This is a genomic window from Lactobacillus sp. ESL0700 (genome assembly GCF_029392095.1).
Taxonomy (GTDB): domain Bacteria; phylum Bacillota; class Bacilli; order Lactobacillales; family Lactobacillaceae; genus Lactobacillus.
Map to the genome: position 1 here is coordinate 1034786 of NZ_CP113930.1, position 12706 is coordinate 1047491.

Annotated in this window: 14 protein-coding genes; 2 read left to right on the forward strand and 12 right to left on the reverse strand. The window is 34.6% G+C overall.

Annotation, left to right across the window (positions count from 1 at the left end):
• Window positions 1-8 precede the first annotated feature (8 nt).
• Genes OZX63_RS04890 through OZX63_RS04900 form a run of 3 tightly spaced genes read right to left on the reverse strand, consistent with a single transcriptional unit; the run spans window position 9 to window position 3094 of the window.
• On the reverse strand, window positions 9-1394 hold the full coding sequence (locus tag OZX63_RS04890; RefSeq protein WP_277141986.1) for an RsmB/NOP family class I SAM-dependent RNA methyltransferase: 1386 nt from the start codon (window positions 1392-1394) through the stop codon (window positions 9-11).
• Complete coding sequence (locus OZX63_RS04895) at window positions 1387-2352, reverse strand: hypothetical protein (RefSeq protein ID WP_277141988.1); 966 nt, start codon at window positions 2350-2352, stop codon at window positions 1387-1389. The genes OZX63_RS04890 and OZX63_RS04895 overlap by 8 nt, the downstream gene beginning before the upstream one ends.
• A complete protein-coding gene (locus OZX63_RS04900) occupies window positions 2342-3094 on the reverse strand; it encodes an SAM-dependent methyltransferase (RefSeq protein ID WP_277141990.1) in 753 nt (250 codons plus the stop codon). Before OZX63_RS04900 ends, OZX63_RS04895 begins: the two co-directional genes overlap by 11 nt.
• A gap of 81 nt (window positions 3095-3175) precedes the next feature.
• Between OZX63_RS04900 and lepB the strand changes: the two genes are divergently transcribed.
• Both lepB and OZX63_RS04910 read left to right on the forward strand, forming a co-directional pair.
• Window positions 3176-3748: a signal peptidase I gene (gene lepB / locus OZX63_RS04905; RefSeq protein ID WP_277141992.1), complete on the forward strand. Its 573-nt coding sequence runs from the start codon at window positions 3176-3178 to the stop codon at window positions 3746-3748.
• Between the two features lie 62 nt (window positions 3749-3810).
• Window positions 3811-4002 carry an LBP_cg2779 family protein gene (locus OZX63_RS04910; protein ID WP_277141994.1) on the forward strand — a complete coding sequence of 64 codons (192 nt, stop codon included), beginning with the start codon at window positions 3811-3813 and terminating at the stop codon, window positions 4000-4002.
• Between the two features lie 52 nt (window positions 4003-4054).
• Here the strand turns inward: OZX63_RS04910 and OZX63_RS04915 are convergent, their stop codons facing one another.
• From OZX63_RS04915 to mtnK, 9 genes are all read right to left on the reverse strand, one after another.
• Window positions 4055-4843: a DeoR/GlpR family DNA-binding transcription regulator gene (locus OZX63_RS04915; protein WP_277141996.1), complete on the reverse strand. Its 789-nt coding sequence runs from the start codon at window positions 4841-4843 to the stop codon at window positions 4055-4057.
• Window positions 4844-5055: 212 nt separating this feature from the next.
• A complete protein-coding gene (locus tag OZX63_RS04920) occupies window positions 5056-6450 on the reverse strand; it encodes a PTS transporter subunit IIC (RefSeq protein ID WP_277141998.1) in 1395 nt (464 codons plus the stop codon).
• Between the two features lie 45 nt (window positions 6451-6495).
• Complete coding sequence (locus OZX63_RS04925; protein ID WP_277142000.1) at window positions 6496-6789, reverse strand: PTS sugar transporter subunit IIB; 294 nt, start codon at window positions 6787-6789, stop codon at window positions 6496-6498.
• Window positions 6786-7238: a PTS sugar transporter subunit IIA gene (locus OZX63_RS04930; RefSeq protein ID WP_277142002.1), complete on the reverse strand. Its 453-nt coding sequence runs from the start codon at window positions 7236-7238 to the stop codon at window positions 6786-6788. Before OZX63_RS04930 ends, OZX63_RS04925 begins: the two co-directional genes overlap by 4 nt.
• Window positions 7239-7293: 55 nt before the next feature.
• Window positions 7294-7941 (reverse strand): L-fuculose-phosphate aldolase, encoded by a 648-nt coding sequence (locus OZX63_RS04935; protein ID WP_277142004.1) that lies wholly within the window; start codon window positions 7939-7941, stop codon window positions 7294-7296.
• A gap of 15 nt (window positions 7942-7956) precedes the next feature.
• Complete coding sequence (locus OZX63_RS04940) at window positions 7957-9411, reverse strand: FGGY family carbohydrate kinase (protein WP_277142006.1); 1455 nt, start codon at window positions 9409-9411, stop codon at window positions 7957-7959.
• A 1-nt stretch (window position 9412) separates the two neighbouring features.
• Window positions 9413-10408 carry a 2-hydroxyacid dehydrogenase gene (locus OZX63_RS04945; RefSeq protein WP_277142007.1) on the reverse strand — a complete coding sequence of 332 codons (996 nt, stop codon included), beginning with the start codon at window positions 10406-10408 and terminating at the stop codon, window positions 9413-9415.
• 3 nt (window positions 10409-10411) lie between these two features.
• Window positions 10412-11467: a s-methyl-5-thioribose-1-phosphate isomerase gene (locus OZX63_RS04950; RefSeq protein ID WP_277142010.1), complete on the reverse strand. Its 1056-nt coding sequence runs from the start codon at window positions 11465-11467 to the stop codon at window positions 10412-10414.
• A gap of 11 nt (window positions 11468-11478) precedes the next feature.
• Complete coding sequence (gene mtnK, locus OZX63_RS04955) at window positions 11479-12693, reverse strand: S-methyl-5-thioribose kinase (protein ID WP_277142012.1); 1215 nt, start codon at window positions 12691-12693, stop codon at window positions 11479-11481.
• Window positions 12694-12706: the final 13 nt, after the last annotated feature.

Genomic DNA, 12706 nt, shown 5'->3' on the forward strand with positions numbered 1-12706 from the left:
TTACCTAATTAACCTTTCTTAAGAGTTCGTAAACCTTTCGGGTAGAAGTTCTTGAGTACCCCATTGCCGGTAACTTTGCCAAAACTAAAAATTAGCTGGCGAGCACTGACTAAGACAAAACCGCGCAAGTCAGTCTTTACCCGGACCGTTTCACCATGTAAATAAGCGGCGTAATCATCACGATTTAATTCAACTACTCGGTCCTGTTGAACTTGGCTTAATGCCATTGCTAGTTGATGCCCCGGTTCGAAGCGGTTTTTCTTTAAAACACCTAATTCTAGACCATTATTAATTACCTTCAGGTGCAAGTTAGCTGCTTTAATCGCGGGAAGAAAGACGTGGTCATGACTCACGCGAATTTCTTGACGCCAGTTGGCTAGCGGCTGCGGTAAATTGAATTTATCTAAAACTGCAGTTACTAATTCGGTCTGCTCCTTAGTTAACAGCATCTTAGCGCGAGTTTTTTTATGTTTCTTGTCTTTAGTCTGTTTTTGCTCGCTATTACCAGGCAATTTTAACTTCGCCGCAAATTGCCCTTCGCCTAAGTCGTCCTGTGGCCAAAAGCGCAAGGTCCCCTTTAAAGCTGGATTATTATCAGCCCATTCAGGCCGGCCGTGACTAATTTTAGCAGAGTACAAACCTGACGCTATTACAGAAAAGCCAAATTCGTTAATTAGCCAGCTAACAATCTGCTCATCTTCTTCTGGGGCATAGGTACAAGTTGAATAAACTAATTCCCCGCCGGGTTTAAGCATCTTGACAGCCTGCGTTAGGATTTCTTGTTGGCGCTTTTGACAAACTAGGACGTAATCTTGTGACCAATAATTAACTGCATCTGGATTTTTACGAAACATGCCTTCGCCGCTGCATGGTGCATCCACCAAAATTTTATCAAAAAATTGCGGGAATTGCGGTGCTAAATTTGCTGGATCCTCACTGGTAATTAAGCAATTGGTAATGCCCCAACGTTCAATATTTTCTCGCAAAATTTTAGCCCTTGTAGCTGAAATTTCGTTAGCTACTAATAACCCCGAACCAGCAAGTTGCTCACCTAGAGCTGTACTTTTACCACCCGGAGCTGCACAAAGGTCAAGAACCTTGTCGCCAGGGTTAATTTTCATTAAAGTAGCCGGAAACATCGCCGATGGGTCCTGCGAATAAACCGTGCCGCTAACCCATTCTGGATCATTACCTGCAACCTGACCATAATAAGCTGCATTAATCTCTGGTACAGGCTGCTCACAATTATAGGAAACTTGCTGATTAAACTTTAGCGGATTAAGGCGAAATGCTTTTTTACTCGGCTCAGCCATTGCTTTAAACATAATGGCTGCCTGCTCCTGACCAAGTAATTTCTGATATTTATTTGTAAATTCTGCGGGCAAGTTAAGCACGATGCCGCTCCTTTCGTGATAAGTAAAAAATGCCGAAAATATAGCCCCAAATAATGAGAAACCAGCTAAGTGCCAACAGCCACATCAGATGGTCAGGCTTAGAATAAAATGCGCGCCAGCATAAAAAGAGGTAGGCACCTACTGTAACTAACAATTCAGTTAAAATTAGCCTGATACCACGATTGATAAACCAATTGCGTAACAAATTGCCAGTTAAGTTAGTCCGTTTAACTGTTTGCCAATCAATTAAGGCGAGCAATAGGTTACAAATGATCGCAATTATGCCAAACATAATCATCAGTAAAATCTCCCGAATAACTGAAAAACGGTGAATCTGGTGTTTCTTAACAAATAATGGTGTCCTTACTCTGCCACCATAATGCGCTGCGACTTTACGAATAACCTTGTCTGAAGCATCCATAATAATTTGGTAATTTTCCAGTTTAAATTCACCCGTTGGCTGTTTAGGTCCAGTTGACAAATAATAGCCATCCTGCTTCATTTGTCGGTAGTGCTTTAGAGTTCCAATTACGGAATAATATTTATGATGCAAGACAACATATTGATTGCCCTGCGTTTTTAACGTCTTAACTTTAGCGTTCAGTCCCAGAACCGCAAAAGAAACTTGCCCTTTAAAATCATCAGCCGAAAAGTAGCGGCCAGATTCCGTAGGTAAGCTAATAATTGTGTGATTAGCCCAAATAAGTGTTTGGTGGGTTGTCCCCTGCCGTTCAAGATGAACTTGAATTTTGTTCTTGGGGTAATTTTGGGTTAAATAGCGCAAAAAGGTATTAACCTTTTGCTCGGTATTAATCTCAATATAGCGGGTATTGTTACTCAAGCCATAGGCTTCCAGCAGCTGATCGGCTTCGTGTGACTGCACGTTAGACAACATGCTGCCGATGCCTAAAAGCGCTAAGAAAAAAACAATAATTAAGCCTAATTTTTTAAATTTCATGTTCTATCTCAAATATTTGTTCATTAATAAAATCGTAACTACGAAACGACTGGTTAATTAGCCGTAGTTGTGCCGAATGGTGCAATTTCATTGTTTGCCAAAAGGCAGGCGAATTTGTTGCCCCATTTTTTTCGCCAATAAATAGCAGGCGACTCTTAGGATTATACTTTTTCCATGCGGCAACTGCCAATAAATCACTCTCGGTAAAGTTGGGCGCCCATGAGCAAATAATCAAATCAACTTGGGCAAAGCGCTTAATTGCTTGAACTGCATCTAAATCTACGACATTAACTGCCGGTTGACTGCCAGTTGCGGAAGTCTTGGACCATTCTAATGAATCAGTCGCGATTGTCCTGATTTGTCCCGTGTCCAATGCCCTTGACCAGTATGCGTTACCAGCCATGATTTCTAATGCAGTGTTTACATGTAACTGCTCCTTAATTAGCCGCGCCGTTGTTAAATTGGGCAAAGACCAAATGCCATACCTAATTGATAAGTATTGCCGCAAGCTGTTAAGCAGCTGATTTAATACCTTGATATTCGCAGTCTGCCCCTGTCCAACTTGCTCCAAAATTTCTTCTACTTCATCTGGTAACAAGCCTAATCTTGCCGGCGCCGATGTTAAAATTTGTTGTTGATCCAGCTGGTTAATAATTTGGTTAACTTCTGCAACCTGTTTATTTACTGCTTGATGTTTAATTTGACCATTTAATTGGTTAACTTTATCTAAAAAATTTGTCATATTCAATCCCTATACTGATTTTACCATTCAAACGGACAGATTTCAGTTATAATAAAAGATAACAAATAAAGGAGAAGTTTTATGGCAAAAAAAGCAAATAAACAAAATGAAGAAGAAAGTTTAGGAAAATTTATCCTTGACGTTGTAGTGATGATGGTCGTCATCTTAGGTATCTTTTGGCTTGTCTTTACCTACGCTCTTTCAAATGATAGTGTATCAGGACCTTCGATGCAGCCAACTTTTGAAAATAATGACCGCCTAATTTCTGTTCGGCATTTTGAACCTAAGCGTAATGATGTTGTTGTTTTATTGGCACCTAAGGCAGCCAACGATGTTCCTGGTGCACTTTACATCAAGCGGATTATTGGCTTACCTGGCGATAAGTTGGTTTCTAAAAATGACAAAATGTACATTAACGGCAAGTTATTCAAGGAACCATACTTGGATAACAGCTTAAAGCAAGCTGATAATGCGGCTGGGCAAACATACACAACCAACTTCACTTATAAGGTGCCAAAGGGTTACTATTGGGTAATGGGTGATCACCGTGACATCTCCAAAGACTCACATATCTTTGGTCCCGTTAAACGTAATGCCTTAGTTGGCAAAGTTGTCTTACGTTACTGGCCCTTCAACAAAATTCAGGGATTTTAATATTCTTTCTCTTTGAATTTAAGCAATTTTTCGTTAAAATAAAATTGTAAAGGAGAATAATTATGAATCATCAAATAGAAGAGTTATCCGATGCAATTATTGATTATCAAGTAAGACATCACGTCACAGATACTGATTTAGCCTTTGCCAGCCACCTATCAGTTGAAAAAATTCATGCAATGAAAACTGGCGAGGGTGAATTCACTCCTGAAGAAATTAATCAGCTTTATGATTACATGGCAGCTAGCCATTAAAACTAATTAACTTACTTAAAAAGACCTTCAATTATTGAAGGTCTTTTGTTGTTTAGTTGTTTTTTTGCTTATCACTATTAGTTTCTTTGAATAGAAAATCATTTTTTTTAGCAGTTATACTCCAATTTTTGGGGTCACTAACTTTGTCAGTAATTATGCCATCGATCTGATCTAAATTACCTACTGTAAAAGTATTAACTGAATCGATTTTAGTATGATCTGCAACCAAATATACTTTCTTAGCTCTTTGAATAAATACTTGCATTGTTTTTGCTACAATTGGATCTTTATCTGTAATACCACATTTAATATCGATTCCAGTTGGGCTGAGAATCGCGTAATCAGCACTGTATTTTGCATAATCACTTACATTTTCAGCCTCAAAACTTAAATTATCCTTATTTAACTTTCCCCCTTCTGTATAAAAATCTAATGTCGGTTTTGTCAAAGCAAAGTTTAAACATTCAACAGAATTAGTAATACCTGTAAATTTTCTTCCAGTTGCACTTAAAACTTTTAAAACTCGCAAAGAAGTACTTGCTGAATCAAAGAAAAGACTGATATTTCCTTGGTTAGTAATTAACTTTGCTGTACTAGTTGCAATATCATTTTTAATGTTTGCTAACATTGAATTTCTAGCTTTAAATGGTACAGATTTATTAGCTAAAAAAGAATATGCGCCACCATGTACCCTTCCAATTTTACGTTTAGAAGCTAAGTAATCTAAATCCTTGCGAATAGTTTCTTTTGAAACTCCAAGTTCATCTGATAACTGTTTGACTGTCACACTACCAGATAAATTTAAAAGCTCTTCAATTTTTTCTAGTCTTTCAAATTTCAATTGTCTACATCCTCCAAATTAATTTCTAAATTTTATCTACCAATTCTAAAATAGCATATAACAAAATTATATTAACTAACAAACAAATCACTTAACAACAAATAATATAATACACTAAAAAAGGTATTAAGTAATTCAACTTAATACCTTAATAGCTATTATTATTATAATGCTGGATAATTCACTTTACTAACTTAAAAGCGTCTAATCTGTCATGATTTCGCTACACGAACATTTGAATAATCTGAATGCTTTTCAATTGTATCGATAACTTTCTTCTTATTCTTTTTAAAGTAAATGAACTGAACAATATACAAAATGACTACAATTCCAATAATTAATGGGTTTTTAGTCATAAAAGCGATTGTAATTAATCCCAATAGAATATTCGCAGCTACAAAACCAATGACCATCAAACTATTACCGGGAATTTTAACACCGACTTGTTTAGCAATTTTGGTAAACATAGGTGCAAAATAAGAACCGATGTACAGCTGACCTGCAAAAATACAGATATCCATAATTAATGCTTTAAAAATATTTCCATCTGCTAAAGCAATATTGATTTCTGAATCATATGCAAATCCCGTTAAGCACATTACTGGAACAATAATGTTACCTGGTAAAATAAATGCCATAATCAAAGCGAACGGAATCATTAAAATTCCAGTAGTTAACGTTGCACTTTCACCATAGCCTAATGCATCATTAACAGCAACATACCATTCTCGACCACCCTTTTTCATTGATTTTTGGGAAGCAGATGTAATACTTGAAAATGAAGCTGCAAAAATACTACCTATCTTCGGGAAGATTGCCATAACTGCTGAAGTAGTAACTGCAGTAGTCAAAATTTGTCCCCATGATGCAATTGCTGTTAGTGTTGTAAAGTTACCAATAAAACCAAGTAAAAAGCCAACGATAAAACCAATAATCATTGGATCACCCAAAAATCCGAGCTTTTTACGAATGTTTTCAGGATTTAATTGAATCTTATCAGCACCTAATTTTGATAAAACTACATTTAAAATTAAGGCAAATGGTACATTACCAACTTGGTGAGGTGCAGATAAAGTACATTGAGGATATCCATAGTATGTTGACCAGCGATTAGCTATAACTTCAGAATATAGTAAACATACCATGTTACCAAACAACATTAAAAAGCTAGCTAACCACATATTTTTTGTAACAAAGTAAAGTTCAGAACCCCATAAAATTAATGAGTAATTATTCCATAAATCACTTGGCATAAAAACGTTAGTCCACTTAATTGCAAATAAAAACACTTGAAAAATTAGTAAGACTGCAATAAAGACCATTCCGATTTGAGTAGAATAAGCAATTACAGCTGTAGCTTGCCAACCAATATCTAATACTGGTAAGTTTAGGTGTGCCAACTTTACCATTTTGTCAACAACTGGAGAAATAACTGGTGTGAAATAATTAGTAATCATATCAAAGCCAATTAAACCAACAGCTGCAAGAATAGCTGAGTTAATAGCTTTTTTAACATTTATCTTCATGAAGATACAAATTAGGAAAATTACGATTGGCACAAAGATATTTGCTCCAAAGGTATCCATAATTGTTTTTAATGTTTGCATTTATTTGCCTCCTATCCTTTTAAGATAAGTTTTAAATATACATTACTATTCAGTAATGGCTTCTTTGATTTTTTCAAACACATCTTCTTCACCAATACCTGTTAACAATCCAGTTGCATTGATAATCGGAATGTTATATGTTCCAGGGATTGGTGATGTAAAGACGACAAGATCATAATTACCGGATGGGATTCTTTCAGAAGCCTGCTGCGGATTTAACTCTTCGGCTTGAACATTAAAACCCAAAGATTCAATATATTCTTGAGCTTTTTCAGCTACCATTGTTGAACTGACAGTTCCTGAACCACAAACGGCTAATAAATTAATTGTTTTTTTCATTTTTCTTTTCCTTTCCATAAAGATAGTGCATCAAACAAATTTTTCGATTGATATACATCTTTTAAAAAGCTATCGTCTTGGAACATTGCGATTAATTCTCGTAAATTCTGTAATTGTTGTTGGGCTCCCGTAGAGCAAATAAAGAACACTATTTTCACTTCAACTTTAGTATCAGAAGATCCCATTTGTTGAAAAGGAATAGGCTTATTCAAACGAACTACGAGAATGCCATCCTTTTTGACATTTATCGGGTCACAGTGTGGAATAGCAACACCAATAGTTTTTGTTTGTAGTCCTGTAGGAAAACTTTTTTCTCTTTTTTGTAAAGCAGGCAGATACGAGTTATTTATCATTTTTAATTCAGATAATTTTTTAGCTGCTAAATTAAAAAGTTCATCTTTAGTTTGGACAGACACGTTATCTATAATTAATTTTTCACTAAAAATCATATTTTCACCATCTAAAATATTTGAAATAAAAAGAGGGGTATTGACCCCCTCTTTTTTATTTTTTAGGTTGTCCGTATGTCGTAAATTTTTTAGCTACTTCATTCATTTGTTCCTCATTCAATGGTACAGGGGTCCCCACTGCGCTGGCATAAATATACAGTTTACATAAAAATTCAATATTTCTGGCATTACCCATTGCTGATTCAATTGAACCACCAATAGCTAAAAGACCGTGATTGGCAAGCAAAATACCGTGATCTTCTCCCATGGTCTTGTAAGCTTCTACTGCAATATCATGAGAACCATAGATCTTATAATTAGTACACTTTAATGTTTTGCATAAATCAGCTACTACATAATGAATTGGTGGCACATCTTTGTTTAGGCAAGCCATTGCTGTTGCAAAATCAGCATGCGAGTGAATTACAGATTTAATTTCAGGATTATTTTTATAAAAGATTGAGTGCATTTCAAATTCACTTGATGGTTTACGGTCACCTTCAAGAATGTTGCCATCGAGATCCATCACAACAACATCTTCTGGTTTAGTTTCATAATAGTCAATGCCTGACGGACTAATTAGCATCACCTTGGATTCAGGAACAAAGATACTCAAGTTACCACCAGTACCTGTTGTTAAATGCTCATCAACCAATTTTTTACCAAATTCAACAATTTTATTTCTTTCTTCAATATAATCCATAATAATTTTATTCTCCTATTTTTTGACAACTGTGTTATTACCAATTTCTTGCCACTGATAATAACAGCGTAATAATTTTTCGTTTTTATGCGGTTGATATTTGAATCTTAATGGCCTTTGGATATTCTGATTACTCTCTCCCATTGCTTCATTAGCAACATTAAAGCAACCAATAATTGATGGCTCTTGAAAATCTGAATATATCGCTACTGTTCTACCAGTTATATCAGCAACAACTTGGGGAATTATTTGAGAATTCATCCCTCCACCACAGGCAACGATTGTATCCTTCGTATTGGATACTGTTTTACTTAATTGTTTAATTTTTTGTGAAATTGCAAAGCCAATATCTAGTGGTACACTACCAACAATTTCCTTTTTGGTTATTTTCTTAGAAAGTGGTGGTAACATATACCAACCACCATAACCATTAATTCCTGTAGATTTACGAAAACTTTGTGTAGTTAAATTTGCCAGTATTTTTTGTTCACCAGACAGCGAAACCTCTTCTTCTATTTCTTTATAACTGGTTTCAGGTAATAATGCCTGTCTAGCGTATTCATAATTAAGACCTGTGACGCCTGGATTATATTCTAAGACATAATCATCACCGCCAAGATCCAAATCAAGCCAGCAATTAGTATCGCTTGAAGCTTCTTTTGAACGAATACAAACTGGACTAGTTGTTCCGGAAACTAGGCACAAGGTACTAGTATCTTGTGAATCTGTGATTGCTCTCATTGCTAGTTGGGTATCAGCTCCCCCAATTACAAAATCACAGTTACTTTGACGATTAATACCAAAACTCTCTAGCATATCTATATTGGTTACTTTAAATTTAGTACCTGTTTTAACAATAGTAGGTAACCTAATGTTAGTTAGTCCGAATATATCCAATAGGTTTTCATCCCAGTTTTTAGTATGTAAATCGAATAATTGTGTTTCAACAGCTTGTGAATATTCAATTACTAACTTATTACAAAACAGTAACGCAAAAGCTTCACTTAAACTTGTAAATGAACAAACTTTAGCAAATAATTCTGGTCGATCATGCTTTAATCCTACTAATTTCATTGCCAAAAAATCTGCAGATAAGCTTCTTGTAGTAATATTTTGGATTTGGATAAAATTATCAACGTAATCGTTAATAAAACGTTCCCCTCTACTATCAATATTAGGAATGCCAAAAAGTAATTTCTGATTTTCATCAGTTAAAAAGAATGTCTGTCTAGCTCCTGAAACAGTAATTGCTGAGATATGATTATCAAATGAACTTAAAACTTTTTTAGAAGCACTTTGAAGATTCTTCATAAAAGTTGGAATATCAATTAACATTCCACCATTTTTATCAGACTGATATTCATTAGAAATATGCTGCAGGTCATAAACCTTACCTAGATTGTCCATTAAACAAACTCGACTGCTACCTGTTCCAATATCTATGAGCAAGTAAAACTTCTTGTCAGCCATATTAATTGCTTCCTATTACAGTTGGATTCATCAAATTTGCATGCTTATAATCTTTATTTAAGAAGTTCAGAATAGATTGAACAGCAATTTCTGATTGATGAAGTACAACTTCATAAGTAGAGCCACAAATATGTGGTGTACAGATGACATTATCAAGTAGAGCTAATTTCATATCATCTTTTGTTTTTGGTGGTTCAACATCTAACACATCAAGAATTGCGCCACTAATTTTCTTATTAACCAATGCATTATATAAGTCATCGTTATTAACCACTGCTGACCTTGAAGTATTAACAAATAGTCCATTCTTATTCATTAAATCAAAGTATTTAGCATCAATCATTCCTTCAGTTTCTTTAGTTACTGGTAGGTGAACAGATACGATATTAGATTTCTTAAAAATAGTAGCAAGATCTGTCTTTTCTACTGGACCGTCTGTGTGCTCAACATATGGATCATAGAAATACATTTTACAACCAAATGCTTCGAGTAAATGAGCTGCTTTACGTGCAACTGCTCCAAAACCGACAAAGCCAATAGTCTGTGAATATAATTCATGCCCTTTCCAAATATAGTAAGGAGTTGTACCAGGTACCCACTTGCCGTCAAGAATCCATTGTCTTGCAGGAATAATTTGTCTTTGTTGCATGACTAAAGTACCAACTAACATTTCAGCAACAGCTTCAGCGTTTCTTGCTGGAGTGTGGATTAACGGTACATTATGTGCAGTTACTGCTGGAACATCAATATTTTCTGGAGTTGATCGACAATCAACAATTAATTTTAAATTTGTTGCTGCATCTAGAACTTTGTCATTAATTTGGTCTAGCTCTGTAATTAAAACATCTGGATTAACTTCAGCCATTTTTTCGGCCATTTCGTCTGGATAAAAGCGTTTACCATCTTTTGTCCATGGATCGTAAACAACTTCATCAAATTTATCAGCTAATTTAGCACGTAAATCATCAACAATTTCTGCACGAATATAAATTTTCATTTTTTAATAAAACTCCTCTACTTTTCCATCAGTCAAATATTTATTTAAGTTATATGGTGAATAAACACCTTTATCAGTTACAATTCCTCCAATTAATTCCGGTGGTGTTATATCAAATGCGGGATAAATCGCATGGACATTAGGTGCACAAACCCGAGTTCCTTGAAATTCAAGAACTTGATTAGGATCACGAAATTCAATCTTAATTGAATTAGTATCTTTTTTATCTGTATCAGGTATACCAGTGACAAAATATGGCACACCAACACGATTAGCTAAAATAGCAATTTGTTTAGTTCCAATTTTATTAGCAATATGACCGTCCATTGCAATCGTGTCTGCGGCGGAAGTATAAAAGTCAATTCGCTCATGTTCCAGACCAAAATTAATCATGTTATCTGTTAGTACAGTCGTATCAAAACCTGATTCAGCAAAGCAACTAGCAGTTAATCTTGCACCTTGCATAAATGGCCGAGTTTCTGCATCATAAATCTTAAAAACTTTATTAGTTCTTCTTGCAGCACGGATAATTGCACCAATAATTGTTTCTCCGTAGCACTGAGTTAAAATACCTGAATGATCTGGGAATAAGTCAACTAAATAATCGCCAACCTTTTGCATTGTTGAGTAGCGACGATTTAAGGAATCTACAGTATCCTCAATAATTGCATCAATGGGACTGCTACCATCTTGAATGGCTTTCTTTGCAACCTCATAAGCTCTATCAGTTATTTTTTTGTAGCGATTAGCTGTTGTTGGTCTTGCATTTCCAAGTTCTTTGCTTGCTTGAAGCAAAAAGTCAAGTTGCTTATCTTCTGCCATATCTTTACATTGATAAGCTGCTAATGCCATTCCCATGCCAACTGCTGTATACGGTCCTGCACTTTGAGTTACCATATCTTGAATGGCTTTAATGACTTCATGATAATTTTCACAAATCACAAAATGCTTTTTAGTTGGGTAAACTCTTCGATCAAGAATTTTTACGATGCCATCCTCATACCAAGCAACATTTTCATATTTTAAAAGGAATGGCATTCCTTTGTCTTCTCTTTTCAAATTATGCCTCCTCATATGATTGAATCAGAAATTTTTGCAATATCAGAAATCAGTTGATTACCAGCACTATAAAGCTTTCTATTTAAAATTAAGTCTGTACCAATTTTAATTAGAGCCATTGAGACAATATTTCTTTGTTCAACATTAGTAATCGAAGTTATTTCTAAGACTTTTGAATCGCCAACTGTTCTTCTAATAATTTCAGTACCTGCATAACCAAGAGAATCAGCAATAATTGAAGAAATGTAAGAATTTTCAAATTTTCTTTCTTTATATAATGGAAATTCAACTAATTCATCATATTTCAGATAAAGTTTTTTAATTGTTAAATCAAAAACATCTTCAATAGTATTCTCAAGCCAAGTCATGAATTCAGAATTCTTGTTTTCTTTTTTGCTGTATTCAACAACTAATGGGAAAACCAAATTACCAATTACATTCCCAATGTCATAACCAATTGGACCATAAAAGGCGAATTCTGGATCAATAATCTTAATTCCATTTTGATTAATAAAAATAGAACCACTGTGTAAATCACCATGTAATAATGCCTGAGCATTATTCATAAAATTATTTCTAAGCTCTGCTACATTAGCTTTTAACTCATCATTTTCATACAAATTTTGTTTAACAAAATCATCGAGGGCACTATCATAAGTATTACGATTCTTATAATTGTAATATGGTTCTGTTAAAACCAAATCTTCAGTAATATCGCATAAATCGATATTAATAAATTCTTTAACCACATTCTTCTTTTGATGCCGATCGAATATTAAGTCAGTTGTAGGTAAAAGAGCATCTACCATAAATGACGAAATTTGTTCTGCTAATTCTGGAAAAATCTTTTCAGCATGCAATTCTTTACGTAAGTTTTTATAGGCTGAAACGTCTTCCATAATAATTGCCGACATCGTTTCATCATAGTTGTACATTTTAGGAACCATATCATTAGTTAGCTTCCCTTCAATGCTTAAAGTCTTATATTCAAGTACATTTCTATGTCGATCTAGTTCTCTTCCAGAAGTTCTAATTTTATTATCAGCTTGCTTAACTACAACTGATTTTTGAGAATTGGCAACTGAGTAAACATAATTAATATTACCGTCACTAATCTCTTTACTCTTTAAATCTGATACATGAGTTCCATCAAAAATATTTGTCTTATCTTTAACATATTGTTTGACAGTTTCAGTATTTAATAAAAAATGTTTTGAATAATCCATTTTATTTCCTTTG

Excerpts from the sequence above, each read along its gene's own strand:
- OZX63_RS04930 (WP_277142002.1), bottom strand. The coding sequence starts at position 7,238 with ATGATTTTTAGTGAAAAATTAATTATAGATAACGTGTCTGTCCAAACT.
- OZX63_RS04920 (WP_277141998.1), bottom strand. The coding sequence starts at position 6,450 with ATGCAAACATTAAAAACAATTATGGATACCTTTGGAGCAAATATCTTT.
- lepB (WP_277141992.1), top strand. The coding sequence starts at position 3,176 with ATGGCAAAAAAAGCAAATAAACAAAATGAAGAAGAAAGTTTAGGAAAA.
- OZX63_RS04925 (WP_277142000.1), bottom strand. The coding sequence starts at position 6,789 with ATGAAAAAAACAATTAATTTATTAGCCGTTTGTGGTTCAGGAACTGTC.
- OZX63_RS04895 (WP_277141988.1), bottom strand. The coding sequence starts at position 2,352 with ATGAAATTTAAAAAATTAGGCTTAATTATTGTTTTTTTCTTAGCGCTT.
- OZX63_RS04935 (WP_277142004.1), bottom strand. The coding sequence starts at position 7,941 with ATGGATTATATTGAAGAAAGAAATAAAATTGTTGAATTTGGTAAAAAA.
- OZX63_RS04910 (WP_277141994.1), top strand. The coding sequence starts at position 3,811 with ATGAATCATCAAATAGAAGAGTTATCCGATGCAATTATTGATTATCAA.
- mtnK (WP_277142012.1), bottom strand. The coding sequence starts at position 12,693 with ATGGATTATTCAAAACATTTTTTATTAAATACTGAAACTGTCAAACAA.
- OZX63_RS04900 (WP_277141990.1), bottom strand. The coding sequence starts at position 3,094 with ATGACAAATTTTTTAGATAAAGTTAACCAATTAAATGGTCAAATTAAA.
- OZX63_RS04945 (WP_277142007.1), bottom strand. The coding sequence starts at position 10,408 with ATGAAAATTTATATTCGTGCAGAAATTGTTGATGATTTACGTGCTAAA.
- OZX63_RS04940 (WP_277142006.1), bottom strand. The coding sequence starts at position 9,411 with ATGGCTGACAAGAAGTTTTACTTGCTCATAGATATTGGAACAGGTAGC.